Origin of the sequence: Haloechinothrix alba, from assembly GCF_900188115.1 — a bacterium.
Taxonomy (GTDB): domain Bacteria; phylum Actinomycetota; class Actinomycetes; order Mycobacteriales; family Pseudonocardiaceae; genus Haloechinothrix; species Haloechinothrix alba.
Genome location: NZ_FZNW01000014.1, coordinates 35881 through 61371 on the forward strand (window position 1 = coordinate 35881; position 25491 = coordinate 61371).

Here is a 25491-nt window from a genome sequence, read left to right on the forward strand (position 1 = left end):
CGTCTGGGGCCTGCAATCGGTTCTGCCCAGCTCACACTCCTTGACCACCGTTGTTATGGGCGTTCCGGCACGTCGTGTTCAGCGGCCTGGCCCAGCGTGTTGGGTTGTTCGGCTCCATGTCGTCCTGAGCGGCGTTGCGGAAGATCACCTACTCGCCACCTCATCACCTTGCTAGTTGGTTCAGCAGGCTCGCCACATCTATGACGTGCTCGCCCGCTTGCCCGTTCCAGCAGGCGTTGACCGACGTCTCCAGCGCGGACAGCTCAGGGGCGACTTCGTGGCTGGCTTCAGAACTGGTTCGGCGCGTGCTCACCGGTGCGCGAGGACTCGGGCCCCCGGCCACTCGCGTGTCAATTCGTCGATTTGCTTGCCGTCACCAGCGAGGAGCTGTCCCAGTCATCACGCGCCTCCGGTGATCGTGTCAACAGCGATGGTCGCCAGCTCGTACACGGCCTCGCAGGGGGCTTCCTTGAGCGGGTTGTCGCGAGAAGCCGAGAGCGGAATGTAGAGTGCGGTTTCGTCGCGTATCCCGACGTAGACGTCACATTCGCCCCTGTCGGTTCGGTTGTCGCGTTTACCGGCTACTACTGCAGGGTAGCCATCGATCGGATCTTGCTTGGTAAAGTATTCGAGATCGCTGTTTGCTTCTAAGCGGTAGATGTGACTGAGTCCTTCACCATCGTCAGTGCCAAGTGACGCGCCTAGAACGCCGTGTCCTGCTTTCTCGAAGCGCCAGGTGCACATGGGTCCCTCAAGGCGGTCCATGTCAGACTCAGCACTGCTCTTGTCAATGGCGAATCCGGCATCGTCGAGTTTGTCGTCAGGAAGGATTGTGCAGGGGTCCGCCTCGTACTCCCTGGTGTCGACGACGGGTTCCTCCACAGCGGGTGCTCCGCTGTGCGGCAGCCCGATCTCGTGCTCCTGCTCGTTACCGGCGTCGCCCTGACCGGCGGGGTCAGCGGTGCCGCTCGTGCTGTCCGAGCAGCCGGTCACCAGCAGCAGGACGGCGACCACACCGGTCGTCACGAAACTCCGCACCATTGCGCCCCCTGTTTCCTGCCCAGCTTCCCCGTGGCACCGGCGAGCCGTCAGCGATCAAGCCGGCACCGAGCGAGGCGCCCCGCCACCGACCCGATCTCGTGCCGTCGGGATACGCCGTACCGTACAGCCCGAGCGCTCGCCCGGCCGCCTCAGTCCGTCGGGAAGGAGTCGTAGTAGATCTGGTCGAAGGTGGTTCCGGTGACCAGCATCCGCGACACCGTTGCGCGAATCATCTCCGGTGACCCCGAGATCAGTACGTCGTATCCGTGCCACGCCCCGTGGGAGGTGACGACGTCGGGCAGGGTTCCCTCGGCCCCGCCTGGTTCCGAACCGTCCTCGGTCACCGGGGTGACGGTCAGCCACGGGTATCGTTCCGCGAGCTGACGCAGCTCGTCCAGCTGGTACAGGTCGTCATGACTCGCCCCACCGAAGAACAGCTCGACGTTGGGCGGTTGGCTGCGCTGCTCGAGCTCACCGAGCACGGCCCGCATCGGGGCCAGCCCGGTACCTCCCGCGACCATGACCAGGTCGCGGCTGCCCGTGTGGTCGAGCCACAGCGACCCCATGGGCGCGCCGATCCGCCATCGGTCCCCGATCCTCGTGTGGTGGACCAGCGCCCTGCTCACCCAGCCTTCGGGGACGCTCCGCACGTGGAACTCGATCGTGCCGTCCGCACTGGGCGGGTTCGCAGGCGAGAGATAGCGCCACATGCGCTGCCGCTGCGGCGTCTCCACGCTGACGTACTGCCCCGGCCGGTACGGGACGGGCTCGTCGGGCTGCACCCGCAGTACCGCGACCTTGCTGCTGAGCTTGCGGTGTTCGACGACCGTGCCTGCCCACCAGGCGGGACCGGAGTCCGCGGCCGCGCCTTCCTGCATCACTCCCGCCACGATGGCGTAGGCATCCGCCCACGCGCGCTCGACCTCCTCGGTCCACTCGTCACCCAGGTAGCGCTTGAGCGCGGCGAGCAGCGCGGTCCCGACGGCCTCGAAGTGCCGTTCGACCACGTCGAACTTGCGGTGGTCCCTGCCGAGCTGCCGGAGGTACGGTTCGAGCTCCTGGCGGTTGTCGATCATCTGCACGATGCGCACCAGCGCGCCGAAGAACCGGCTGCGCTGGACTTCCATGTTCACCGGGAACAGGTCGCGGGTCTCGGGTGCGATGGTGAACAGCACTGCGTAGAAGTACCGCGCGACCTCGTCGGAGCGGGGCTCCACCACGGCGAAGCTGTCCCGGATGAGCTGGACCACGCGCTCAGCACGCTGTTGCTGAGCGCTGTGCTGCCCTTCGTGCTCGTCCGGATCGTCGATTGCGGCGTTCAGTGTCATCGGTGCGCGGGCTCTCCAAGTTCACCAGTTGCTGCGGCCTGCACACCTCGGCGCTGACCGCGACATTCCCATAGGAGATGTCGTCAACCGAGCGTAACTTGTTTCTCGCCGGCTTTGGGGAGTCGATCGTTGCGCCAACCGGGGTCATTCTGCTGCGTAGCAGGCTCCTCGCGCACGGTAGGCAGGCGTTGGGCGTAACGGAGTAATTTTCGTCTCGTGGGGTCTTGCTGATGACGAGACTCGTGGCACAGTGGGACGCCTGCCCAGTACTCCGTGCCGGGGCCCGGCGCGGCGAGTAACCGCAGGACGATCCCTAGAACCGGTGGGAAACCTCGTGGACATCAAGCATTCGCGCCGACTGGCACGCATGGCGTCGATGGACCTGACGCCACCGGACCCCAGTGATTCTCCGCACACCCAGCGACACGAGCCCCCTCAGGCATCCGGCGGGACGCCTCCCGCGGACCCGCAGCAGGCCGCGTCAACTACCGCCTCCGCACCGCAGCAGGCCGCACCGCCACCCGCGCCGTCGGCGCCGTCACCCGCACCGGCACAGCCACCGGTCGACCCGCCGGTCGCCGGTGAGCTCACGGACGGCTACCAGGCCGCACTGTTCGACCCCGCCCCTGCGAACCCCGGTTCGGAAGGTGAGCACCAGCTGCAGCAGACCTGCGGCACCACGACCCGGGCGGAGCGGTTCTACAACGACCAGATGCTCGACCATCTCAACGAGGAGATGCAGGAGTTCGTCGGCCGGATGGACATGGCGTTCGTGGCCACCGCCGACGCGAACGGGGAGGCGGACTGCTCGCTGCGCGCCGGCCCTCCGGGGTTCCTCCTGGTGTTGAACGACAAGTGCGTCGCCTATCCCGAGTACCGGGGCAACGGGGTGATGGCCAGCCTCGGCAACATCATCGAGAACCCGCACGTGGGGATCATGCTGATCGACTTCGTGCGCGATCAGATCGGTCTGCACATCAACGGCCGTGCGCGGATCGTCGAGGACGGCAAGATGCGGGAGGAGTTCGCCGGGATCCCGGAGGAGACCGTGCGCGGACGGATCCCGGAGCGCTGGGTCGTCGTGGAGATCGCAGAGGCCTACATCCACTGCCGCAAGCACATCCCGCGGTTGAAGCCGGCCGAGCGCCACCGCGCCTGGGGCACCGACGACAGCAAGCGCAAGGGCGGTGACTATTTCGGTGTCCGTCAGCAGCGCCGGGAGGCCGCTGCGCAGTGCGGGGAGCCCGGTCAGTTGAGGGTGAACGGGTCGTAGGCGATCTGGTCGAGCGTGGTTCCTGCCACGAGCATGCGCGAGATGGTCGCCTTGATCATCTGCGGTGATCCGGATACGAGCACGTCGTGTCCCGGCCATGCCCCGTGCCTGGTGACGGCTTCGGCCAGGGTCCCTCGCTCGGCTCCGGGAAGTGAGCCGTCCTCGACCGTGGGCACGATGCCCAGCCACGGGTTCGTTGCGGCGAGCGCGCGCAGGTCGTCCAGGTCGTAGAGGTCCTCGGCGGTACGCCCGCCGTAGAACAGGTGCACGTTGGGGTTCTTGCCCCACTGGGACAGCTCGTCGACGAGCGCGCGCAGCGGCGCGAGGCCGGTGCCCCCCGCGATCATCAACACGTCCCTGCCGGAGTCGCGGTCCACGCTGAGCCTGCCCAGCGGTGGACCGAACCGCCAGACGTCGCCGAGCTGGGTATGGCTGACGATGGCCCTGCTGACCCAGCCGCCTTCCACGGCGTGCACGTGGAACTCGATCACGCCGTCCTTCCGCGGCGCGTTCGCCGGGGACAGATATCGCCACAGCCGCGGCCGCTGCGGGACTTCGACGCTCATGTACTGCCCGGCGCGGTAGTTGATCGGTGTTTCCGGCTGCACCCGGACCAGGGCCAGGTCCCAGGTCAGGCGGCGGTGGTCGATCACGGTTCCGGTCAGCGACGCGGGGCTCGGGTCGGCGTCGGCCGCTTCCTGCATCGACCGGGCCACCACGGTGTAGGCCTCGGCCCAGGCGTGCTCGACCTGCTCGGTCCAGCGCGAGCCGAGATGGTGTCGCAGGGCGCCCAGCATCGCGGTGCCGATGGCTTCGTAATGCCGGGAGCGCACATGGTGCTTGCGGTAGTCGCGGCCGAGCTGGTTGAGATACGGCACGAGGTCGTCCGGGCGGTCGACCATCTGCGCCACGTGTGCGATGCCGCGCACCAGCTTGCCACGGTGCGCCTCGATGTTGATGGGGAACATCTCCCGGATGTCCGGGCTGATCCGGAACAGCAAGTCGTAGAAGGTCGCGGAGAGCTCGGCCACGTCCGGTTCGACCTCGGCCCATGTCTCTTTGATCAACCGGACCATCGCGGCGACCGCGGGCGGGGCCTCCCTGGACGCACGCGTCCGCGGTACCGGGCTGACCGCCGGCGACATGTGCTCTGGGTACGAATCCACGGGGTCCACTTCGTTGCGCTGGGAGTCATGCGCGGCCGGCCGGGCCGCGACCTGCGGGCAGCGGGGCGCGGGTACCGGGCGAGCACGAGTACGCCATACCAGACTGCACCATACTTCTGCTGGGAACCCGCCGTCGGCATGTGGCTGGCGAGCGCGACCGGCCCCGCCCGTGCCGTACACGAGCGGGGCCGGCCCGGATGTGTGGCCTCTGGCATCGCGCCGCGCGACACCAGGGATGCCGGGGTGGTTGTTACTGCACCGTCTCGATCTCTCGGGAGCGCACCCCGGACCGGAACTCGGCCAGCTCGCGCTTGACAACGGGCGCCGGGATGTAGAGCCCGATGATGTTGAACAGCGCGAGGAGGAACAGCACCGCGTCGACGAAGTCCAGCACGCTGCCGAAGGTGAGCACCGAGCCGATCACGACGAAGGCGCAGAACACGATGCGGTGGACGTCCTCGCTGAAGTTGCTCTTTTTGAAACCGCGGAACCGGATGAACCCGAAGTCGGGGGTGAAGACGAAGCCCGCGAGTACGAGCCGGGCGGCGATCCAGGGGACGGTCACCCCGAACACGGAGATCTCGTAGAAGACGGCGGTGCTGAGCCAGTTGGCGATCGGGTCGAAGGTGTTGTTGATGACTTGTTCGATACGGGCGAGGAACTCGGTCTCGGCCCCACCGTCCTGTTGGGCGAGGAAGGGGCCTGCCGTGTCGGCTGGCTGGTGGCCGACGCGTTGAGTGACGTTGTGGACATGGTGGCGTAGTGCACAACAAGATCCGGTCACACACATGAGTGAGTTTCGTGGCGTATCGCCGGTGGTCGTGTGACGAATGAGTACGCAGGGTGAGGCGGCGTGGCGGCGGTTGCGGTTTCAGGGTGTTCCGAACCGTGCATATCGGGTCGCCTGCGGTACGGGGACGATCGCGGGGCAACCCGGGAAGGGCTCGGTGTTCACTGGTGAAACGTCACAATCTTGAGTGGAACTAACTCAAGTTTTCTTACGTTGGCCTGTCAGAGGTGATGGTGGCGCGGCGACCCGCGACGCCAGTAGGCAGTATGAGATGGAACACACCACGCAGAGTGTGCCCTGAGGCTTTGAGGAGAGGGATGGACGCATTCAACCCGACGACGAAGACACAGCAGGCGATCTCGTCGGCCGTGCAGGCCGCGACCGTTGCCGGAAACCCCGACGTGGGGCCCGCGCACCTGCTCGGCGCTCTGCTCGCGCAAAGCGAGGGGATCGCTCAGCCGCTGCTCACCGCCGTCGGAGCCGACCCCAGCCAGGTGCGGTCCGAGCTGGAACCCATCACGCAGGGTCTGCCGTCGGCCACGGGGTCGGCGGTGTCGACGCCGCAGTTCGACTCGGAGGCGGTGAAGTCGCTGACCCACGCCCAGCAGCTGGCCACCGAGCTCGGCGACGACTACGTCTCGGCCGAACACCTCCTTGTGGGGCTGGCCTCCGAGGGTGGCAAGGTCGCCGACCTGCTGCGCAGGCACAACGCGACCCCCGAGGCGCTGCGTGAGGCGTTCACCAAGGTGCGGGGCTCGGCGAGGGTCACGAGCCCGGACCCGGAAGGCACCTACCAGGCGCTGGAGAAGTACGGGCTCGACCTCACCGACCGGGCACGGTCCGGCGACCTGGACCCGGTCATCGGCCGCGACAGCGAGATCCGCCGCGTGGTGCAGGTGCTGTCCCGGCGAACCAAGAACAACCCCGTGCTCATCGGCGACCCCGGCGTGGGCAAGACCGCGATCGTCGAGGGTCTCGCGCAGCGCATCGTCGCGGGAGATGTGCCGGAGTCACTGCGCAACAAGCGGGTCGTGGCGCTGGACCTCGGTGCGATGGTCGCAGGCGCCAAGTACCGCGGCGAGTTCGAGGAGCGGCTCAAGGCCGTACTCAAGGAGATCACCGAGTCCGAGGGTGAGGTGATCACCTTCATCGACGAGCTGCACACCATCGTCGGTGCCGGCGCGGGTGGCGAGGGCGCCATGGACGCGGGCAACATGATCAAGCCGATGCTGGCCCGCGGCGAGCTGCGCATGGTCGGTGCCACCACGCTGGACGAGTACCGCAAGCACATCGAGACCGATGCCGCTCTGGAGCGGCGCTTCCAGCAGGTCATGGTGAACGAGCCGTCCGCGCCCGACACCATCGGCATCCTGCGGGGGCTCAAGGAGCGCTACGAGGTCCACCACGGCGTGCGGATCACCGATGCCGCGCTGGTGGCGGCCGCGACCCTGTCGGACCGCTACATCACCGCGCGGTTCCTGCCGGACAAGGCGATCGACCTGGTCGACGAGGCTGCGTCCCGGCTGCGTATGGAGATCGACTCGCGCCCGGTGGAGATCGACGAGGTCGAGCGCGCCGTCCGGCGCCTCGAGGTCGAGGAGATGGCGCTGTCCAAGGAGGACGATGCGGCCTCGCGGGAACGGCTCGCCAACCTGCGCGAGGAGCTGGCCTCGCAGCGGGAGAAGCTCTCGGCGCTGACCGCGCGCTGGCAGAACGAGAAGGGGTTCATCGACCGGATCCGCGACCTCAAGGAGCAGCTCGAGCAGCTGCGCGGGGAGGCGGACCGCGCCGAGCGCGACGGCAACCTCGGCCGCGTGGCCGAGCTGCGCTACGGCCGGATCCCCTCACTGGAGAAGGAGCTGGAGGCGGCCACGGCCGACAACTCCGCGATGCAGGATGAGGTGATGCTCAAGGAGGAGGTCGGGCCGGACGACGTCGCCGACGTGGTCAGCGCGTGGACAGGGATCCCGGCAGGCAAGCTCCTCGAGGGCGAGACCGGCAAGCTGCTGCGCATGGAAAGCGAGCTCGGCGCGCGCGTGGTCGGCCAGGACGAGGCGGTACGCGCGGTGTCGGACGCGGTGCGCAGGGCGCGGGCCGGGGTGTCCGATCCGGACAGGCCCGCGGGCTCGTTCCTGTTCCTCGGCCCCACCGGTGTCGGCAAGACGGAGCTGGCCAAGGCGCTCGCCGAGTTCCTGTTCGACGACGAGCGCGCGATGCTGCGCATCGACATGAGCGAGTACAGCGAGAAGCACTCGGTGGCCAGGCTCGTCGGTGCCCCGCCCGGGTACGTCGGTTACGACCAGGGTGGCCAGCTGACCGAGTCGGTGCGCAGGCGACCGTACTCGGTGGTGCTGCTCGACGAGGTGGAGAAGGCGCACTCGGACGTGTTCGACGTGCTGTTGCAGGTGCTGGACGACGGCAGGCTCACCGACGGCCAGGGCCGCACGGTGGACTTCCGCAACACGATCCTCGTGCTGACCTCGAACCTCGGCTCGCAGGCCATCGCCGATGCCGAGCTGGACGAGTGGCAGCGGCGGGACGCCGTGCTCGGCGTGGTCCGCCAGCACTTCAAGCCGGAGTTCATCAACCGGCTGGACGATATGGTCGTGTTCGGCTCGCTCGACACCGAGCAGCTGACGTCGATCGTGGAGATCCAGGTGCGGCGGCTGGCCGATCGCCTCGCCCAGCGCAGGCTGACCCTGGACGTCACCGATGCCGCGAAGGAGTGGCTCGCCGTCGGCGGGTTCGACCCGGTCTACGGTGCTCGCCCGCTGCGCAGGCTGGTGCAGTCCGCGATCGGCGACGAGCTGGCCCGCAAGCTGCTTGCCGGGGAGATCAGCGACGGCGACACTGTGCGGGTCGACGTGCCGGACACCGACAACGCCACCAAGCTCAGCGTGACCCGCGCGGCCTGACGGGCCGTGCGGAGGTCCGTGCCGAGGGATCCTTCGGTGCACGTGATGTACCGAAGGCATCCCTCGGCTCGCTCCGACTTCCCGCGACACGCAGCGGCGATCGAGGTACCGGCCCTTCGCGCGTTAGGCTGTACCGCGTGGGTATACCGGCGTGGATCTGGTTCGTGATCGCTTTCGTGGCGCTCGTGTCCGGTCTGGCATTGCTCGCGACGGACCGTGCGCGCGAGGGACAGCGCAACCGGGAGCGGTTGCGCTGGGCAGACCTGCGCGGCTGGCAGTTCGCCGAGGAAGACCCGAGGATGGTCAGCCACTGGACCGAAGGCGCCATGGGGTACTTCGGTGCGGACGCGGCGGTGAACGTCGTCGCCGGCACCACCTTCACCAGCGAGGGCAGGCGATCGGTCTACATCTTCGACATCGAGACCGACCGGCAGATCCCCGCCGTGGTGGTCGCCGTGCGCTGCGGCAAGGCGTTCCCGGTGCTGCTCGAGCTGTGGCTGGCCAGCGTGCCGTTCCAGCGGGCGAACATGCCGGAGCTGCTCGGTCCCGCCGGGCAGCGCTACGCGTTCACCGACGATGTGGAGGCGGCGCGTAGCACCATCACCCAGGACCTTGTCGATGCCGCGGACGAGCTCGGCGGTGACGTCAGCGTGCTGTGGATCGAGCACGACTGGGTGCTCGCCGCCGTGTCCGCGAATGCGGGCCCCTCGCGCCTGGAGCGGCTGCTGCGCGATGTCGGCGAGATCGCCGACATCATCGACCCGGCCGAGGAGGAGGACGGGCCGGACGGCAGGCACGTCTGGCAGAACCCTCCGGACGGGGTGCGGCCAGTGGACACCATGCACGAGCGCCCGCACGGGGACCTCTGAGGACGTATCCGGGCGCACCTACCGGCGCTAGGAAGGCGGCTGGCGATGGCCACAGCACTGATCACGGGCGCGACTGCGGGGATCGGAGCGGCGCTCGCTCGCCGGCTCGCCGATCGGGGCTACGATGTCGTGCTCGTCGCGCGGGACGCGGAGCGGCTGCGCGCGATGGCGTCGGAGCTGGGCGGGCGCGGGATCACCGCAGAGGTGCTGCCTGCCGACCTGGCCGACGCCGAGCAGCGCGGGAAGGTCGAGCGGCACCTGGCGGACCACCCGGTCGACGTGCTGGTCAACAACGCGGGGCTCGGGCTCAACGAACGGTTCGACGAGGTCGACCCGGGCCGGCTCGAGGCCCAGCTCGACCTGAACGTGACGAGCGTGCTGCGGCTGACGAGGGCGGCGGTGCCCGGCATGGTCAGCCGCGGTGGAGGTGCCGTGGTGAACGTGTCCAGCGTGGCCGGGTTCTTCCCCGCCTCGGGGCCCGCCTACGCGGCGACGAAGGCGTGGGTGACGACGTTCTCCGAGGGCATGGCCGCGTCGCTGGCCGGCACCGGGGTCCGGATGCTCGCGCTGTGCCCCGGCTTCACCCGCACCGAGTTCCACCAGCGCTCCGGCGACGACGTCTCGCGCATCCCGGGGTGGCTGTGGCTGGATGCCGACCGGGTAGCGCGGGAGTGCCTCGCCGACCTGGACCGCGGCAGGACCGTCTCGGTTCCGGGCAAGCGCTGGAAGGCCATCGTCGGCGCAGGTCGTCTCGTCCCGGCCCCGGTACGCCGGTTCGCCCAGAACAAGCTCGCCGCAGGCCGCACCCGCACCTGAGCCGGGCAGGACCCGGCAGGTCCGGTGTGGAGGGTGGAGCCCAATGTCACGTTTGGCTCCTTCTATGGAACCGGGGTCACCTTCGGCTCCTTTGCCACGCGCGTCGGGTGGCGGGATGCCTGGCTGCCGCCCACACCAGTACGGCTGATGCCTATGGAACCGATGTGACATCGGTTCCATAGAAGGAGCCCGATGTCACCTTCGGCTCCACAACCTGGGACGCTAGGGGACCGTGGACCCCGTTACCGATGTTCCCGCCGTCGATCACGCCGCGAGGACCGAGCTGGCGCGGCTGGTCACCGAGCTGGCCGTTGTGCACGGCACCGTGACGCTGTCCTCCGGCCAGCAGGCCGACTACTACGTGGACATGCGCAGGGCCACGCTGCATCACGCGGCCGCGCCGCTGATCGGCACGCTGCTGCGCCAGCTTACCGCCGACTGGTCGTACGTCGCCGTCGGCGGCCTGACCCTTGGCGCCGACCCGGTCGCCTGCGCGATGTTGCACTCCGCGGCCGCCGACGGGATGGTGCTCGACGCGTTCGTGGTGCGCAAGTCCGAGAAGCAGCACGGGATGCAGCGGCGTATCGAGGGCATCGAGGTGTCCGGGCAGCGGGTCCTTGCCGTGGAGGACACCTCCACAACCGGCGGCAGCGTGCTCACAGCGGTGGACACACTGACCGAGGCCGGAGCGACCGTCGTCGGCGTCGCCACGGTGGTCGACCGCGACACCGGCGCCCGCGAAGCGGTCGAGGAGCGTGGACTGACCTACCGCAGCCTCCTCGGGCGCGCCGACCTCGGGCTGGCCTGACCCGACGCGAAGGCGTGGCAGGGATGGACGTGACAGCGGACGATCCAACCGGCGAGCCGGGACCGACCGAGTGGGCCACGCACGACGATGTCGGCGTGGGCCCGTGGGAGGGCCCGTGGCCGAGCGGGGAGCACTATGACCCCGAGCTACTCGAGCACGGAGACCGCCGCAACGTCGTCGACGCCTACCGGTACTGGCGGCGGGAGTCGATCGTGGCGGACCTGGACCGCACGCGCCACCCGTTCCATGTGGCGATCGAGAACTTCCAGCACGACCACAACATCGGCACCGTGGTGCGCACCGCCAACTCGTTCGCGGCCGCCGCGGTGCACATCGTCGGCAAGCGGCGCTGGAACCGGCGCGCCGCCATGGTCACCGATCGCTACCAGCACCTCTACCACCATCCCGATGTCGCCACGCTGGTGGAGTTCGCAGAGCAGCGGGGTCTGACGATCGTGACCGTGGACAACACCCCCGGCGCGCACCGGCTGGAGAGCGTCACGCTGCCGCGCGAGTGCATGCTGCTGTTCGGGCAGGAGGGTCCCGGCCTGTCCGAGGAGGCACGGCAGGCGGCGATGCCGGTGTCGATCGCACAGTTCGGGTCCACCCGCTCGATCAACGCGGGGGTCGCTGCGGGCATCGTCATGCATGCCTGGATCCAGCAACACGCCGACCCGAGCACCGCCTGGTGACCGCACGCCTCACTGCCAGCGGAAGAACCGGGCCGCAGCCGCGATAGCCAGCACCGGGACACCCGCGAGGACACCCAGGTGCAGCGCTTCGGGCGCCTGCCCGATCCACGCCGTGCTGAGCGCCGCGACCTGCACGACGCCGTAGGTCACCAGCTCACGGCGCTGTCGCTGGAGTCGGAGGTCGCCGCGCACCACGCGGCCCCTCCTGCCGGTGACCACGTCGAGCGGGCACGCGGACTGGCCAAGGAGCTGCTCGCCGAGGTGCGGAGCGCGGTCGGGTGCATCTGGATGTGGACGAGCGCCTGGAGCTGACCGAGGAGCACGCCTCCGCACACGACGACGGCCCAGGGACGCCGCTACTTCGGCTGGGCAACGGGCTCACCGGCCTGCGTGAGCGGGTGGAGCAGCTGGGTGGCGCGGTCTCGTTCGACTCCCGCTCAGGTTTCCGGGTCGACGCGGAGGTTCCGGCACCGTGATCCGTGTGTGCGTTGTGGACGATCAGACCCTTGTACGCCAGGGCATTCGCAGCCTGCTCGATCTGGCGCCGGAGGTGGACGTCGCTGCGGAGGCGGGTGACGGCGACGAGGCCCTGGATGTGATCGGACGCGAGCTACCCGACGTGGTGCTGCTGGACCTGCGCATGCCGGGCCGGGACGGGATCGCCACGCTCACCGAACTGCGCGAGCGCGGTATCGATGTGCCGACCCTGGTGCTGACCACCTTCGACGACGACGAGCTCGTGCTCGGGGCGTTGCGTGCCGGCGCCCGCGGGTACCTGCTCAAGGATGTCACGCTGGAGGCGCTGGTCAGCGCGATACGCACGCTCGCCGAAGGCGACACGCTGGTCGAGCCGACGATGACGTACCGCCTCGCCCGCTCCGTGCCGGACCTGCCGTCGGCGGAGGAGTTCGACGAGCACCCCGCACCCCACCCGCTGACCGGTCGGGAGCGCGAGATCCTGCGGCTGCTCGCGGCGGGCTACGCCAACCGGGAGATCGCCTCCGCGCTGCACCTGACGGAGGGAACGGTGAAGAACCACGTGTCCAGCCTGCTGATGAAGCTGGAGGTGCGGGACCGCACCCGCGCGGTGCTGCGGGCGCTGCACCAGGGACTGCTGTCGGAGGCGGACGGCACGGCCTCCGGCGGACCCGCCGGAGGCTTCCCCGGTGAGCGGTGACCGCCGCGCGGTGTGGTCACCGCCGCCTGCCGCGCACCAGCTCGGCGTCCCTGGCGCTCTCGCAGCAGTTGACCAGCGCGTAAAAGAACTGGTCGAGGTGGTCCATTGTGCTCGGCCACTCGGTGATGGGTTCCTCGTCGGCGCTCTCGAGCGGCGTGACGGCGACGGTGAGCGTCCAGTCGGCGAACGCGCCGTTGATGGTCAGTGTCTTCTCCACAGCACGGATCCCCTTTCATGTCGGTGAGCTCCGCTAATCTCGCCGTGCTCCGGTCGTGCAAGCAACTGTCCGATCGGGTGACGGGGCTTTTTTGCCGGGGTGGCAACCGCGGAGGGTGTGCGCATGACTGGAGGGGCACGTTCGTCGATCCGGCAGCGCAGGGTCTCGTCGGAGCTGCGCAGGCTACGCGAGGCACAGGGGATGACCTGCGAGGACGTCGCCACGGCTCTGGGCTGCTCGATCAGCAAGATCAGCCGTATGGAGACCGGGGTTCGCGGCCTCAATGTGGACGATGTCGCCGCGGTGTTGGGAGTGCTGCATGTTCCGGCGAGACACCGGGAGGAGCTGCTCACCCTGGTGCGCAACGGCGCGCAGCGCAACTTGGTGCACATCGGTGGCAAACTGCCGGACCCACTGAAGGATCTGATCCGTGCGGAGAACGAGGCGGTGGCGTTGTACAACTACGAGTCGCTGCTCGTGCCGGGACTGTTGCAGACGGGCGACTACGCCCGCACGGTGATCCGCACCGGCAACCCCATGCTGTCCGAAGACGAGGTGGACCAGCGTGTGACCGCACGGATGTCCCGGCAGGCCCTGCTCTCCCGCTACCGGGGGCCGACACTCTCGGCGATCGTGGACGAGATGGCACTGCGCCGCCCGGTCGGCGGTGTGGGGGTGATGCACGGTCAGCTGCAGCACCTGCTCGGGATGATCGAGCGGCCGAAGGTCGAGCTGCGTGTCGTTCCGTTCGCGACCGAGGAACACCCGGGTCTCGGTGGCCCGCTGATGATCCTGGATTTCGACGACCAGCCACCCCTGGTGGGATTCGAAGCACGTTCCATCAGCGGTCTTCTCGAAGAGGAACCGGCCGTCCATCGCGTTAAGCTGGCGTGGCGCGAGCTACGTACTTCGGCGCTGTCCCCAGAGGAGTCGGCCCGGCTCGTTGCCGAGATCGCAGGCGAGTTGACCTAGTGCGAGGAACGGACCATGAACGCTCCGGACTTTCCCTGCGCCACATGGCGTAGGAGCAGCTACAGTGACGGCCACGGGAACTGCGTCGAGGTGGCCTTCCCCTGGCGCACCAGCAGCTATAGCGACTCCGACTACAATTGCGTCGAGGTCGCGGTGACCGAGCGGGTCACGGCGGTGCGCGACTCCAAGGACCCGCACGGCGGCGTCCTCACGCTCACTCCCGCCGCCTGGCGCACCTTCTGCGCCGCCCACTGGCCGAGCTGAGCGGCACGCTCGGCCTGGTCAGGTCATCCCGCCGGGGCCACCTCGATCGGGATGCCGTTGAGCACGGCCGTGCCGGACAGCGCGTCGAGTAGCTGCTCGTCGGTGAGGATGTTGGAGTTCACCCCGGCGTGCTCGGCTGCCACAAAGGTGCGCACGCCGTCCACGTCGTGACCCCAGCCGTGCGGGATGCTGACCACCCCGGGGGAGAGCTCTGTGGCGACCTCGACACGGACGTCGATCTTGCCCGCGCGGGAACTGACCGTGGCCAGCCCGCCGTCCCGCAGACCCAGCCTGCCCGCGTCGTCCGGGTGCACCTGCGCCGTGCACCGGTTGCTACCCCGCACCAGCGGTTCCAGGTTGTGCATCCACGAGTTGTTCGAGCTCAGGTGCCGCCTGCCGATCAGCACCATCTCCCCGTTGCGCGGCCGGGTCAGCGCGGCGGCCAGCCGGGGCACATCGCTGGTGATCTCCTCCGGCGCGAGCTCGATGCGGCCCGAGGCCGTGTTCAGCACCCCGGGGACGCGGGGCCGCAGCGGGCCGAGATCGACCCCGTGCGGGGCGGTTTCCAGGTCGGCCAGCGTCAGCTCGTACGGGCCCGACCGCAGCATGATGTCCAGCATCCGTTCCGGCCCCGTCCGGTCGACGACAGCGGACGGGTCCACGCCCTTGCGCTTGGCCGTGTCGCCTGCCACGAACTCGTCCAGCGCGTCCACATCGGCGTCCGGGCCCTGCCCGGTGACGATGCCGGTCAGCCGCAGCATGGTGCGCCACTCCTGCGGCAGGTCCGACTCGAGCGCGGCAGGCGTCCAGTTCGCCACGTTGCGCACCGCGAGCTGGTACAGCGCGATGTCGTAGTGCGGGCGCTCCAGCGGCGTCGGCCCCGGCAGGATCACGTCGGCGTGCCGGGAGGTCTCGTTGACGTAGATGTCCAGCGACACCATGAAGTCCAGCTCCCCGAGCGCCTCGGTGAGCTTGCCGGCGTTCGGGCTACTCACGGCAGGGTTGCCGCAGACGGTCAGCAGGGCGCGCACCTGTCCCTCGCCCGGGGTGCGGATCTCGTCGGCCAGCGTGGCCACCGGAGCCTCGCCGAACACCTCCGGCAGGCCGCGCACCCGGGTGTGCCAGCGGCCGTGCCGGAACGGGCGGCTGCTCGCCGGGGGCGCGGCCGCCGGCTGCGGGAACATCGCCCCGCCAGGGCGGTCCAGGTTGCCGGTGAGCACGTTGACCACGTCCACCAGCCAGCTGGTCAGGGTCCCGAACGACTGGGTGGTGGTGCCGATCCTGCCGTAGACGGCTGCGCTCTCGGCGCGGGCGAGCTCGACGGCCATCCTTCGGATGTCCCCGGCGGCGATGCCGGTCGGCCCGGCGACCGCCTCCGGGGTGAACGGCTGGGCCAGCTCGCGCACCTCCGCTTGCCCGTTGACGTGCTCGGCGAGTTCCCCCGGCTCGGCGAGCCCTTCGGCGAACAGCACGTTGACCATCGCGAACAGCAGCAGCGCGTCGGTTCCCGGCCGGATGGCGTGGTGCTCGTCGGCGATCTCGGTGGTGCGGGTGTGCCGCGGATCGACCACGACGAGCTTGCCGCCCCGCTCGCCGAGCGCGCGGAGCCGCTTGCGGATGTTCGGTGCCGTCATCAGGCTACCGTTGGACACCAGCGGGTTCGCGCCGAGCACGAGCAGGTGCTGGGTACGGTCCACATCGGGCACCGGGATGCTGAACGGGTGGCCGAAAAGGTAACCGGAGGAGAAGTGCTTCGGGATCTGGTCCACCGTGCCTGCCGTGTAGAAGTTCTTCGTCCCGATCGCCCTGTACAGCGCAGGCCCGTACAGGGCCGTGGACAGGTTGTGCACGGCGGGGTTCCCGGCGTACACGGCCACCGAGTCCGGTCCGTGCTCGGCGAGGATCGGGCGTAGCCGCGCGTCGATCTCGGCGAACGCCTCATCCCAGGTGGCCTCGACGAGGGAACCGCCGCGGCGGACCAGGGGCGTGCGCAGCCGGTCCGGGTCGTGGTGCAGCGCTGGCAGGGACGCGCCCTTCGGGCACACGTAGCCGTGCGAGAACACATCCTCGGGATCGCCCCGCGCCTCGGTGACCCGGTCGCCCTCGACCGTGACCCGCAATCCGCAGGTCGCTTCGCACAAGGGGCAGGTGACGGTGGCGGATGGCATGGCTCACCTCGGGGCTCGGCGGCAGGGTGAAACCAGGGTATGTGGCCCTACTGACAATCCGTCAAGAATGCTGCCGGCTTACCTGCTCGGGACCGGGCATGGGGTCGATCGGTTTGCGCATCTCGGCGACGTAGCGCCAGACGCCGTAGACGGTGCTCGCGAGGACCAGCCCGATCAGGCCCCACACGACCGCTGTTTCCAGCCACTGGGGAACCAGGGTCAGCAACCCGGCCGCGTAGAAGCCCGCGAAGAGCACCACCGGCACCCACAGGATCGCCCCGAGCGTGCTGCCCCAGGCGTACCGCCTGCGATCCATCCCCGCCGCGCCCGCGATGAGCGGCGTGAGCGTGCCTGCCCACGGGATCCACCGGGCCGCGACGACCGCGAGGACCCCATGCCTGTTCAGGAACGTCCGTGCACGGTCCACCTTCTCCCTGCTCAGCAGCGTCCCGCCCTTCCTGGCAGCCACGACGGTCCCCGCCTTGTGGCCGATCACGTAGCCGGTGAGGTTGCCCGCGATGGCGGCGATGGTGGCCGCGATCGCCATCAGCCATACCTGCAGGTCGGCGTTCTGCTGGGCGAGCATGATCCCGACAGGGAAGAGCAGGGTTCCACCGGGCAGTACCAGTCCGATGATCAGACCGCACTGGGCGAAGATGAAGCTCAGCACGACCAGCCAGAGCATCACCGGGCCCGCGCCGGTGAGCAGATCGAGACCGACGTCAGCCGCGCCGGCATATTCGGTGACCACCATCAAGAGCCTAACTGGAGTCGCGCGGTGCTCGCTCGCTGTCGGGGTGGGCGAGCGAGCACCTTCCGCATGATGTCTGTTTCGCCGTTGGCGAGTCTGCCGGGACCGATGCGGTGGATACGCCCATGTCGCGGCGCGGTCCCGCGTTCTGTGCCGTGCTGATCAAGGCTTGTATGCACCCCCGGGATCGGAATCTATCACCACCATAGACACCAGGGGTGCCACAGTAGGCTGTGCCGGCCGGTGAGGGAGAAGATCACCCGTAGATGTACGTGGCTCGGCATCGGAGTGGTCGTACCCGCCTCGCTGGGTGCGGCGGTGGCGATCGGACTGCTGGTCGGTATGGCCCCGGCGGCCGAGTCCGGTGCGGTGGCCGTGCCGTACGGGGCGATGGTCCTGCTCTGCGTCGCACTGACCTTCACGTGCCTCGTTGTGCAGCGAACTCTCCTGTGGCGGTTACCCTACTGCCATCCGCGTAGTGCCCATCACGCATGATGCGCGGATCAGCGTCCGTGGGTTGCCTCGGGCCGGCGATCGTCACTACGTCCGCTGTCACTGCTGGCGTCGGCGAGGGGGATCTCCCGCATGAACAGGAGTAGTACGAACGCGGTGACGGCGACGCCTGCGGCGACGTAGAACACCAGGGTCACCGACTCGGAGAAACCCATCAGGAATGGCTGGGCTTGCTCGACCGGCAGGTCCTTGAGGAAGGACGAGTCCCGCATGATGTCTGTTTCGCCGTTGGCGAGTTCGCCGGGGCCGATGCCCAGGCGGGCGGCGGCGTTGTGGATGTTGTGGGTCAGCGTGCTGAACAGGATGGACAGGAACACGGCGACGCCGAGTGTCCCGCCGATCTGGCGGAAGAACGTGGCCGATGCGGTGGATACGCCCATGTCGCGGCGCGGTCCCGCGTTCTGTGCCGTGATGACCAGGGTCTGCATGCATCCCCCGAGACCGAATCCCATCACCGCCATCGCCGTGAGCGGATGCCACAGCTGGCTGTCCCAGGACACCTGCGCGAACAGCAACGACCCGACCGCGATGCAGGCCGTACCGGTCACCGGCAGGATCTTGTAGCGTCCGGTCGCGGCGATCACGCGGCCGGTGATGGTCGTCCCGGTCATGATCCCCAGCATCATCGGCACAGTGAGCAGGCCCGCCTGGGTCGGTGAGTACCCGTGCACGATCTGCAGGTACTGCGGGATCAGCGTCACCGAGCCGAACAACCCGACGCCGATCAGGGTGCTCGCGACGATGGCCACGCTGAACGTGGAGTTGCGGAACAGCCGCATGGGGATCAGCGCGGCATCGCCCATCCGGCGCTCCACCCAGAGGAACAGGGTGATCCCGACGGCTACCGTCGCGTAGCAGGCCAGCGCGGGGATCGAGCCCCACCCCCACTCGCGGCCCTGCTCGGCGACGAGCAGCAGCGGGAACACGCTGCAGGCCAGGAACACCGCACCGCGCCAGTCGATGCGGTGCCGCTGCCGCTCGTGCGGCACGTTGAGCACCTTGAACACGACGAACAACGCCGCGATGCCGATGGGCACGTTGATGCCGAACACCCAGCGCCATCCGGCGATGCCCGCGAGGGTGTCCATACCGGCGAACAGCCCGCCGACGACCGGGCCGAGGACGCTGGCCAACGCGAACATGGCCACGATGTAGCCCTGGTACTTGGCTCGCTTGCGGGGCGCGACGATGTCGCCGATGATCGTGATCGCCAGTGACATCAGGCCGCCACCGCCGAGCCCCTGCAGCGCGCGGAACGCCGCGAGGCTGTACATCGACTGGGCGAGCGTGCAGGCGAGCGACCCCACCAGGAACACCGTGATCGCCGTCAGGAAGAGCGGCTTGCGCCCGTAGATGTCGGAGAGCTTGCCGTAGATGGGCGTGGCGATGGTCGCCGTGATCAGGTAGGCGGTCGTCGCCCACGCCTGCATGCTCAGGCCCTGGAGATCGTCGGCGATGGTGCGGATCGCGGTGGACAGGATGGTGTTGTCCAGCGCCGCGAGGAACATACCCATCAGCAGTCCGGACAGGATGGACAGGATCTGCCTGTGGGTCAGCGGCGAGTACCACTCGTCCTGCGGGGCCGCCTGGGTGCGCGGGGGTGTGGTTGTCACTGGCCGTCGCTCCCGCCGCTCGGGTGCTCATCGGTCCCGACCAGCGGCACGGCGGCGAGGTCATTGTCGAGCAGGTCGGAGTTCAGCCGGCCGAGCAGCGTGATCAGGTGCTCGACGTCCTCCGGAGCCCAGTCGCGCACGGTCGCGGCGAGCCACCTGTTGCGGGCGGCTCGGGCACCCTCGTACACCCGCATCCCTTCCTCGGTGGGCGCGAGCAGGCAGGCGCGGCCGTCATCGGGGTCGGCCTGGCGTTCGAGCAGGCCGTGATCCACCAGCGCGCTGGTTTGCCTGCTGACCGTGGAGATCTCGGTGTGCAGCAGCTCCGCCAGCGCGGAGGTGCGCAGGGGCCCTCCGTGCACCAGGTTGCCGAGAATCGCGAAGGTGCCCTGCTCGATGCCGTGCGGCTGGGCCTTGGCCAGCCGTGCGGTTGCCTTGTTGAGCAGCCGGACGAACCGGATGAGCTCCGTGCCGAGTGCGTCCGCCGAGTCGACGACGTCGCCGGGTGCGGCGTGCTGCGCTGAGGGCGGCATGCGGTGATCAAGCTCCTCGATCGCTTCTTGTGCTCACCAACTAGTTGCTTAGTACAAATATAAGGCCACACCGCGCCGCGGATCCATCGTGTGTGGGCTATGCCGCTTCGCGCCGTGTGCTGAATGACGCTTTCAGTCCAGGAGACGGACTGAAAGCGTCATTCAGCACACCACATGGCCTGAGGGCACCTTCAGCACACGGTTCGTAGGGTGGGTCCATGGCGAAGTCAGCGGGTACCCACCTGGTCAACGCGTTCCGTGGCGGGCTGATCGGCACCGCCGAGGTTGTTCCCGGCATCAGCGGCGGCACCGTGGCCCTGATCGTCGGCATCTACGACCGGTTGATCATCTCGGCGGGCCACGTCGTCGGCGGGCTCAGGCGCGCGGTGACCGACCCGCCGCGTGGCAGGGGGCTCGGTGACGCGGGAGCCGAGTTCCGCAAGGCGGACTGGCCGCTGGTGCTGGCGGCCGTCGCCGGGATGGTGGTGACGATCGTGCTCGCCGCCAAGTTGGTCGCCCCGCTCGTGGAGGACCACCCGCAGCGCACCCACGCGCTGTTCTTCGGGCTCGTCCTCGCGGGGCTGTGGGTGCCGTACCGCGCTTCCGGCAAGCGGTGGAGCCCCGCGCACTACCTGCTCGCCTTGGCCGTGGCTGCCGTCGCGTTCGTGCTGACCGGGCTGCCTCCGACCGAGGTCGCGCCACACCCGCTGATCGTGCTGCTCGCGGCCGGTATCGCGGTCTGCGCCCTTGTGCTTCCCGGCCTGTCCGGCTCGTTCCTGCTGCTGACCTTCGGGCTGTACACGGTGACCCTGGACGCGGTCAACGAGCGCGACATCGGCTACCTGGCCACGTTCGCGCTCGGAGCGTTCGCGGGCCTCGCCCTGTTCGTGAAGCTGCTGCAATGGCTGCTGCTGCACCATCACCACCTCACGATGGTGGTGATGACCGGGCTGATGGCCGGGGCGCTGCGCGCCCTGTGGCCGTGGCAGCCCTGGGAGGGCGAGCAACGCACCCTGCTGGCCCCGAGCGGCGACGTCGCCGTCACGACCGGCCTGATCGTGCTCGGTGCGCTCGTGGTCGCGGGCGCGCTGGTCGTCGAGCGACGCGTGGCTTCCGGCGCACACCGCGGGTACGCGTACCGGTGACCCGGTGAGACCCGCAGCGCCGTCCGCCCGGGACGGCGCCGGGACCGGCACGCGGACCGGCACGACCGGTGACAGTGCCGGCCATCGCCCTACCCCCGGCAGGCGCACTACCGTGGGGACATGAGCTCCGAGCTGTTGAACCGCCTGCGCGCCGAGGTTGGCGGCGAGTCCGTGATCACCGACGAGGACATCATGGGCAGCTACTCGCGGGACATGATGCCGATAGCGCCGTACGGCAAACCGCTGGCCGTGGTGATGCCCGCCGACGTCGAGGGTGTCCAGGCGTGCGTGCGGGCGTGCGCCGATGCGTGCGTGCCGGTCGTGCCGCGTGGCGCCGGTAGCGGCCTGACGGGGGCCGCCAATGCCATCGACGGCTGTGTCGTGCTGGTGACCACGAAGCTCGACGAGATCGTGGAGATCGACGCCGCGAACCGCCTCGCGGTGGTGCAGCCGGGCGTGGTGAACCTGGACTTCCGGGACGCGGTCAGCAAGCACGGCCTGTTCTATCCCCCGGACCCCTCCAGCTACGACTGGTGCACCATCGGCGGCAACCTCGCCACCAACGCAGGCGGCCTGTGCTGTGTGAAGTACGGTGTGACCACCGACTCGGTGCTCGGGCTCGAGGTCGTGCTCGCCGACGGGTCACTGCTGCGGACCGGCCGCCGCACGGTCAAGGGCGTCGCGGGCTACGACCTGGCCAAGCTGTTCATCGGCAGCGAGGGCACGCTCGGCGTGATCACCCAGGCGACGGTGAGCCTGCGCCCGCTGCCGCAGGCGCCTGCCACGCTCGTCGCGGGGTTCCCCACCACCGCAGCCGCGGGCGACGCGGTGGCCAGGATCGTCGGCGAGGGCCTTGTGCCCTCGCTGATGGAGATCATGGACGCCGGCTCGATCCGGGCCTCCGAGGACTATCTGCGTACCGATCTCGGTACCGGGGACGACACGCAGGCACTGCTGCTGTGCCAGTCGGACTCCGGGGGCGAGGTCGCGCGCCGCGAGATGGAAGCGCTCGAACAGATGTGTCGCGACGCGGGCGCTGGCATGACCTACTCGACCGACGATCTCGCCGAGGGCAACATGCTGCTGCATGCGCGCAGGGTGGTGCTGACCGCGTTGGAGCTCTACGGCACCTGGCTCACCGATGACGTCGCCGTGCCCCGCACCAGGATCGCGGAGCTGATGACCGGCTGCGCGCGTATCGGCGAGGAGGTCGGCCTGCGGGTCGCCGTCGTCGGGCACGCCGGGGACGGCAACATGCACCCGACCATCGTGTACGACCCCTCGTCGGAGGACGAGACCGCGCGGGCACACCGCGCGTTCGACGACATCCTGTCCGTCGGCCTGTCCCTCGGTGGCACCGTCACCGGGGAGCACGGCATCGGCAAGATCAAGCAGGCCTGGCTGGAGCGTGAGATCGGCCCGGTCGGCATGTGGGTGCACCGGCAGATCAAGGGGGCGCTCGACCCGCACAACCTGTTCAACCCGAACTCCATGTTCGCCGTGCACGGCGAACATGGTCCGGAGGGGGACAACGCAGGCGAGTAGTCGCCGTGCGGGTACTGCCGTGGCGCTCACAGCAGGGTGAGTACCCCGAGCCCGATCCCCGTGACGAGGCCGAGGGCGCAGGACAGCAGTAGGACGCGCCGCGCCCCGATTCCGCGTGGGCGGCGCTCACTCGCCCCGGATCCCGTCGCGGCGGCCTCCACGCCGCGCTCGGCGTGCGCCTGCAGTGCCCGGGCGAGCTCGTGCTCGTGCTGGACAGGTGGTTCGTGCATGGTCTTGGCAGCGGAGCCTACTGCCGCATGGCACGGTGCAGCGACTCGAGCGCGCGACTGGCGGTGGATTTGACGGTGCCCTTGGAGATCCCGGTCGCGTCCGAGATCTCCGCCTCGCTGAGCCCCCCGTAGTAGCGCAGCACGAGCACTTCCCGCTGCCGGTGCGGCAGGGTGCTCAGCGCATCCACGACCGCCTGGTGCTCGCTGCTGAGCATGGCGACGCTCTCCGCGGACCGCGCGTTGACCCCGTGCGGCGGGATGTAGTCGCGGGCGGTCTTGCGGCGGCGCAGCACGCTGCGGGCGCGGTTGACGACGGCGGCGCGGAGGTAGCCGAGCGCGGCCGAGGAGTCCCGCAGCTCCGCCCACTTGCGGTACAGCCCCGCGAAGGAGTCCTGCACCACGTCCTCCGCGGTGGCGGCGTCGTCCACAAGCAGTACGGCGAGCCGTATCAGCTGCATCCGGTGTCGCCGGTACAGGTCCTCCAGGGTGAGCGGCTCGGCTTGCTCGTGCGGTTCGGGGGCATCGATGGTGCGCAGATGGCCGAGCGTGCGCTCGACCGTTCGCTCAGCACTGGAATCGGACACGGACACGGACCAAGCGTATCTGTGTGCGTGGTCATTTGCCTACGCGCCGTGAACACCTGCGACCGTGCGTCGCACCGGTACCCGCATCACCGCCGGTGCCGTAGCGGTACGGTCGCAGCGCACACCGATTCGGTTGGGAGGCGTTCGTGGCCTGGTACCTGGTGGAGATCGAGTACGTGCAGGACAAGCTCGCCGATGTGCGGCCGAGGCACCGCGAGTTCCTCAACGACCTGGCCGAACGCGGCCGGGTCGCGGTGGCAGGCCCGCTCGCCGACGACACCGGCGGCATCGTACTGGTGCAGGCCGAGGACCTCGACGATCTGCACACGGTGATCGACGCCGACCCCTACCACGTGGAGGGCGTCATCGCGCGGCGCTCGGTGCGTGAGTACAAGCCGGTACTGGGTGCCTGGGTGCCGTGAGCGCGGTGGCTCAGTACGCCCCGCCCAGCTTGCTGTGATCCCATGTGACGATCTTCGTCGGGGTGAGCACCAGACCGACGCGCTTGGTCGCCTGGGCGCGTAGCGCGTCGACGGCCTCGTCGGGGATCTCGGCGCCGTCGAAGGTGTACCGGCGCATCAGGTCCGTGCCGATGGCCAGCGTCCGCTCGGTGTCGTCGATGATCTCGACGTCGGTCTCCATCGAGACCCCGCTCAGCTCCTCGTAGGCTTCGCCGGACTCGACGAGCACCGTGGCCTGCGCGAGCCTGCGCAGGTTGGCGACCTTCTGCGAGCGGCCGTACGTCCACGTCTCCAGGCGCAGCGCCCCGCCGTCCGTGTCACCGCCCCCGTGCGGGACGTACCACAGTGGCGCCAGGTGCGGCCTGCCGTTCGGCCCCATCGTGGCGACGTTGATCACGCGCTGCTCGGCAAGGTAGTCGCGGATCTCGCTGTCGGTCATCTTGATCTGGTCGCGCCGGGACATGCGGCCTCCTGCGTCATCGACGAACCGATGTTGATCTCGCCGGGTAGCTTAGCCGTAGCCTACGTGTCCGCGTCGCGCTGCGTGGCCGCACGCCCGCCGTGCCCGGTGATCGCGGACTCCCGCGCGCCGCGGCGTTCGATGTCGGCCAGCGCGTCGCGGTCGGCCCGGGGCACGCCGGTCATCCGCCCGCCGATCTCGATGACCGGCGGGAGGAATGCCCTGAGCAGCTTCAGCCCACCCACCCAGCGGGGCACGTGAATGGTGCGGGCCCTGCGCAGGATGCCGCGTTCGAGGCAGTCGAGGGCGACGGGCAGCGGGTAGGTCTTGCCGAGCAGGCCGGGCATCCCGGTACGCAACTTGCCGAAGACGGGGTGCGCGTCGGCGGACTCCACCAGGTCGGTCCTGATCCACGTGGGGTGGGCGACCCCGACGCGGACGCCGAGGTGTTTCAGCTCGGCGCGCATGCTGTTGGACAGCGCCTCGACGCCTGCCTTCGCTGCCGCGTAGCTGGCCATGCCCGGCGCGTGGCAGATCGCGGCCAGCGAGGACACGGTCAGCAGGTACCCCTTGCGTTCGAGCACGTGCGGCAGGGTGACCCGGAAGGTGCGCCATACCCCGAGCAGGTCTACCTCGATCACCTTCTCGAAGGCGTGCACGTCGACCGAGCGGGTGAAGCCGGTGGAGGCGATGCCGGCGTTGGCCACGACGATGTCGATCCCCCCGAAGTGCTCGACGACACCGGCCGTGGCCTGCTCCAGGTCGTCCCAGCTTGTGACGTCCGCGGTCCAGGAACGCGCGTTCGGCCCGATGCGGTCGGCGACCGCGCGCTGCTCGTCGGGCTCGAGTCCCACGAGCGCGACCTTGGCCCCGCGGGCGGCCAGCCGCTGCGCGAGGCCCGCACCGATGCCTCTGGCAGCTCCGGTGATCAGCACGACCCTGCCCTCGACGGTCTCGGTCCTCGTCAGGGCGGACAGCGGGTTGAACGGCATGGTGCCTCCAGGTCCTGTGCAGTGTGTCGGAGTAGCAGCATAACTTACTCGTAGTAAGATAATCACGGGTAACTGTTGCTGGTATTCGCGCCGCCTTGTCCTCGGGTGCGGGCGCGCCGGACGCTGCGCGGTGTTCGTACGATGAGGGTGAGCCCGTCGGTAGTCGAACCC

Annotated in this window: 29 protein-coding genes; 15 read left to right on the top strand and 14 right to left on the bottom strand. The window is 69.1% G+C overall.

What is annotated here, in order from left to right:
- Nucleotides 1–399: 399 nt before the first annotated feature.
- Together CHB84_RS14440 and CHB84_RS14445 are read right to left on the bottom strand one after the other, a co-directional pair.
- Nucleotides 400–1026, bottom strand: a complete 627-nt coding sequence (locus CHB84_RS14440; RefSeq protein WP_176439970.1) for a DUF3558 domain-containing protein — start codon at nt 1024–1026, stop codon at nt 400–402.
- Nucleotides 1027–1190: 164 nt separating this feature from the next.
- Nucleotides 1191–2291, bottom strand: coding sequence for a globin domain-containing protein (locus CHB84_RS14445; RefSeq protein ID WP_245818764.1), 1101 nt, complete (start codon nt 2289–2291; stop codon nt 1191–1193).
- Between the two features lie 412 nt (nt 2292–2703).
- Between CHB84_RS14445 and CHB84_RS14450 the strand changes: the two genes are divergently transcribed.
- Nucleotides 2704–3642, top strand: coding sequence for a pyridoxamine 5'-phosphate oxidase family protein (locus CHB84_RS14450; protein ID WP_245818748.1), 939 nt, complete (start codon nt 2704–2706; stop codon nt 3640–3642).
- Here the strand turns inward: CHB84_RS14450 and CHB84_RS14455 are convergent.
- Nucleotides 3618–4718 (bottom strand): globin domain-containing protein, encoded by a 1101-nt coding sequence (locus CHB84_RS14455; protein ID WP_089302238.1) that lies wholly within the window; start codon nt 4716–4718, stop codon nt 3618–3620. The two genes, CHB84_RS14450 and CHB84_RS14455, sit on opposite strands and share 25 nt — an antisense overlap.
- Nucleotides 4719–5058: 340 nt before the next feature.
- Nucleotides 5059–5592: an alanine:cation symporter family protein gene (locus CHB84_RS23930; protein WP_342743970.1), complete on the bottom strand. Its 534-nt coding sequence runs from the start codon at nt 5590–5592 to the stop codon at nt 5059–5061.
- A gap of 323 nt (nt 5593–5915) precedes the next feature.
- Between CHB84_RS23930 and clpB the strand changes: the two genes are divergently transcribed.
- From clpB to CHB84_RS14485, 5 genes are all read left to right on the top strand, one after another.
- On the top strand, nt 5916–8513 hold the full coding sequence (gene clpB, locus CHB84_RS14465; RefSeq protein WP_089302139.1) for an ATP-dependent chaperone ClpB: 2598 nt from the start codon (nt 5916–5918) through the stop codon (nt 8511–8513).
- A 137-nt stretch (nt 8514–8650) separates the two neighbouring features.
- Entirely contained in the window at nt 8651–9382 is a 732-nt protein-coding gene (locus CHB84_RS14470) for a type III secretion system chaperone family protein (protein WP_245818750.1), read from the top strand.
- A gap of 45 nt (nt 9383–9427) precedes the next feature.
- Entirely contained in the window at nt 9428–10198 is a 771-nt protein-coding gene (locus tag CHB84_RS14475) for an SDR family NAD(P)-dependent oxidoreductase (protein ID WP_089302140.1), read from the top strand.
- 232 nt (nt 10199–10430) lie between these two features.
- The gene (gene pyrE / locus CHB84_RS14480) at nt 10431–11006 is read left to right on the top strand and encodes an orotate phosphoribosyltransferase (RefSeq protein ID WP_089302141.1); all 576 of its coding nucleotides are present in this window, start codon (nt 10431–10433) and stop codon (nt 11004–11006) included.
- Nucleotides 11007–11029: 23 nt separating this feature from the next.
- Entirely contained in the window at nt 11030–11698 is a 669-nt protein-coding gene (locus tag CHB84_RS14485) for a TrmH family RNA methyltransferase (RefSeq protein WP_089302142.1), read from the top strand.
- A 9-nt stretch (nt 11699–11707) separates the two neighbouring features.
- On the opposite strand, the gene CHB84_RS23575 is transcribed toward CHB84_RS14485, so the two are convergent.
- Nucleotides 11708–11890, bottom strand: a complete 183-nt coding sequence (locus CHB84_RS23575) for a hypothetical protein (RefSeq protein WP_245818752.1) — start codon at nt 11888–11890, stop codon at nt 11708–11710.
- On the opposite strand from CHB84_RS23575, the gene CHB84_RS24040 reads away from it, so the two are divergent.
- Genes CHB84_RS24040 through CHB84_RS14500 form a run of 3 tightly spaced genes read left to right on the top strand, consistent with a single transcriptional unit; the run spans nt 11867 to nt 12875 of the window.
- Nucleotides 11867–12010 (top strand): hypothetical protein, encoded by a 144-nt coding sequence (locus CHB84_RS24040; RefSeq protein WP_425432306.1) that lies wholly within the window; start codon nt 11867–11869, stop codon nt 12008–12010. The two genes, CHB84_RS23575 and CHB84_RS24040, sit on opposite strands and share 24 nt — an antisense overlap.
- Nucleotides 11977–12174 (top strand): ATP-binding protein, encoded by a 198-nt coding sequence (locus tag CHB84_RS14495; RefSeq protein ID WP_141134698.1) that lies wholly within the window; start codon nt 11977–11979, stop codon nt 12172–12174. The genes CHB84_RS24040 and CHB84_RS14495 overlap by 34 nt, the downstream gene beginning before the upstream one ends.
- Nucleotides 12175–12188: 14 nt before the next feature.
- Complete coding sequence (locus tag CHB84_RS14500) at nt 12189–12875, top strand: response regulator (RefSeq protein WP_245818753.1); 687 nt, start codon at nt 12189–12191, stop codon at nt 12873–12875.
- Between the two features lie 16 nt (nt 12876–12891).
- Here CHB84_RS14500 and CHB84_RS14505 read toward each other — a convergent pair whose 3' ends face one another.
- Nucleotides 12892–13092, bottom strand: a complete 201-nt coding sequence (locus CHB84_RS14505) for a hypothetical protein (protein WP_089302146.1) — start codon at nt 13090–13092, stop codon at nt 12892–12894.
- 123 nt (nt 13093–13215) lie between these two features.
- Between CHB84_RS14505 and CHB84_RS14510 the strand changes: the two genes are divergently transcribed.
- Entirely contained in the window at nt 13216–14064 is an 849-nt protein-coding gene (locus CHB84_RS14510; protein WP_089302147.1) for a helix-turn-helix domain-containing protein, read from the top strand.
- 15 nt (nt 14065–14079) lie between these two features.
- The gene (locus CHB84_RS14515; protein WP_089302148.1) at nt 14080–14328 is read left to right on the top strand and encodes a DUF397 domain-containing protein; all 249 of its coding nucleotides are present in this window, start codon (nt 14080–14082) and stop codon (nt 14326–14328) included.
- Between the two features lie 23 nt (nt 14329–14351).
- Here the strand turns inward: CHB84_RS14515 and CHB84_RS14520 are convergent, their stop codons facing one another.
- Nucleotides 14352–16496 (bottom strand): molybdopterin-dependent oxidoreductase, encoded by a 2145-nt coding sequence (locus CHB84_RS14520; RefSeq protein WP_089302149.1) that lies wholly within the window; start codon nt 16494–16496, stop codon nt 14352–14354.
- A gap of 61 nt (nt 16497–16557) precedes the next feature.
- Entirely contained in the window at nt 16558–17247 is a 690-nt protein-coding gene (locus tag CHB84_RS14525; RefSeq protein ID WP_245818754.1) for a DedA family protein, read from the bottom strand.
- A gap of 243 nt (nt 17248–17490) precedes the next feature.
- Between CHB84_RS14525 and CHB84_RS14530 the strand changes: the two genes are divergently transcribed.
- The gene (locus CHB84_RS14530) at nt 17491–17742 is read left to right on the top strand and encodes a hypothetical protein (RefSeq protein ID WP_141134699.1); all 252 of its coding nucleotides are present in this window, start codon (nt 17491–17493) and stop codon (nt 17740–17742) included.
- Between the two features lie 8 nt (nt 17743–17750).
- On the opposite strand, the gene CHB84_RS14535 is transcribed toward CHB84_RS14530, so the two are convergent.
- Together CHB84_RS14535 and CHB84_RS14540 are read right to left on the bottom strand one after the other, a co-directional pair.
- Nucleotides 17751–19373 (bottom strand): MDR family MFS transporter, encoded by a 1623-nt coding sequence (locus CHB84_RS14535; RefSeq protein ID WP_425432304.1) that lies wholly within the window; start codon nt 19371–19373, stop codon nt 17751–17753.
- On the bottom strand, nt 19370–19903 hold the full coding sequence (locus CHB84_RS14540) for a MarR family winged helix-turn-helix transcriptional regulator (RefSeq protein WP_217898566.1): 534 nt from the start codon (nt 19901–19903) through the stop codon (nt 19370–19372). Before CHB84_RS14540 ends, CHB84_RS14535 begins: the two co-directional genes overlap by 4 nt.
- Before the next feature lie 218 nt (nt 19904–20121).
- On the opposite strand from CHB84_RS14540, the gene CHB84_RS14545 reads away from it, so the two are divergent.
- Together CHB84_RS14545 and CHB84_RS14550 are read left to right on the top strand one after the other, a co-directional pair.
- Nucleotides 20122–21048, top strand: a complete 927-nt coding sequence (locus tag CHB84_RS14545) for a DUF368 domain-containing protein (RefSeq protein ID WP_089302152.1) — start codon at nt 20122–20124, stop codon at nt 21046–21048.
- 120 nt (nt 21049–21168) lie between these two features.
- The gene (locus tag CHB84_RS14550) at nt 21169–22593 is read left to right on the top strand and encodes an FAD-binding oxidoreductase (protein ID WP_089302153.1); all 1425 of its coding nucleotides are present in this window, start codon (nt 21169–21171) and stop codon (nt 22591–22593) included.
- Nucleotides 22594–22619: 26 nt separating this feature from the next.
- Here CHB84_RS14550 and CHB84_RS14555 read toward each other — a convergent pair whose 3' ends face one another.
- A complete protein-coding gene (locus CHB84_RS14555; RefSeq protein ID WP_089302154.1) occupies nt 22620–22823 on the bottom strand; it encodes a hypothetical protein in 204 nt (67 codons plus the stop codon).
- 17 nt (nt 22824–22840) lie between these two features.
- Nucleotides 22841–23407 (bottom strand): RNA polymerase sigma factor, encoded by a 567-nt coding sequence (locus tag CHB84_RS14560; RefSeq protein WP_089302240.1) that lies wholly within the window; start codon nt 23405–23407, stop codon nt 22841–22843.
- Nucleotides 23408–23553: 146 nt separating this feature from the next.
- Between CHB84_RS14560 and CHB84_RS14565 the strand changes: the two genes are divergently transcribed.
- A complete protein-coding gene (locus CHB84_RS14565; RefSeq protein ID WP_089302155.1) occupies nt 23554–23829 on the top strand; it encodes a YciI family protein in 276 nt (91 codons plus the stop codon).
- 10 nt (nt 23830–23839) lie between these two features.
- On the opposite strand, the gene CHB84_RS14570 is transcribed toward CHB84_RS14565, so the two are convergent.
- Together CHB84_RS14570 and CHB84_RS14575 are read right to left on the bottom strand one after the other, a co-directional pair.
- Nucleotides 23840–24331: a pyridoxamine 5'-phosphate oxidase family protein gene (locus CHB84_RS14570; RefSeq protein ID WP_089302156.1), complete on the bottom strand. Its 492-nt coding sequence runs from the start codon at nt 24329–24331 to the stop codon at nt 23840–23842.
- 59 nt (nt 24332–24390) lie between these two features.
- Entirely contained in the window at nt 24391–25320 is a 930-nt protein-coding gene (locus tag CHB84_RS14575; RefSeq protein WP_089302157.1) for an SDR family oxidoreductase, read from the bottom strand.
- Nucleotides 25321–25491: the final 171 nt, after the last annotated feature.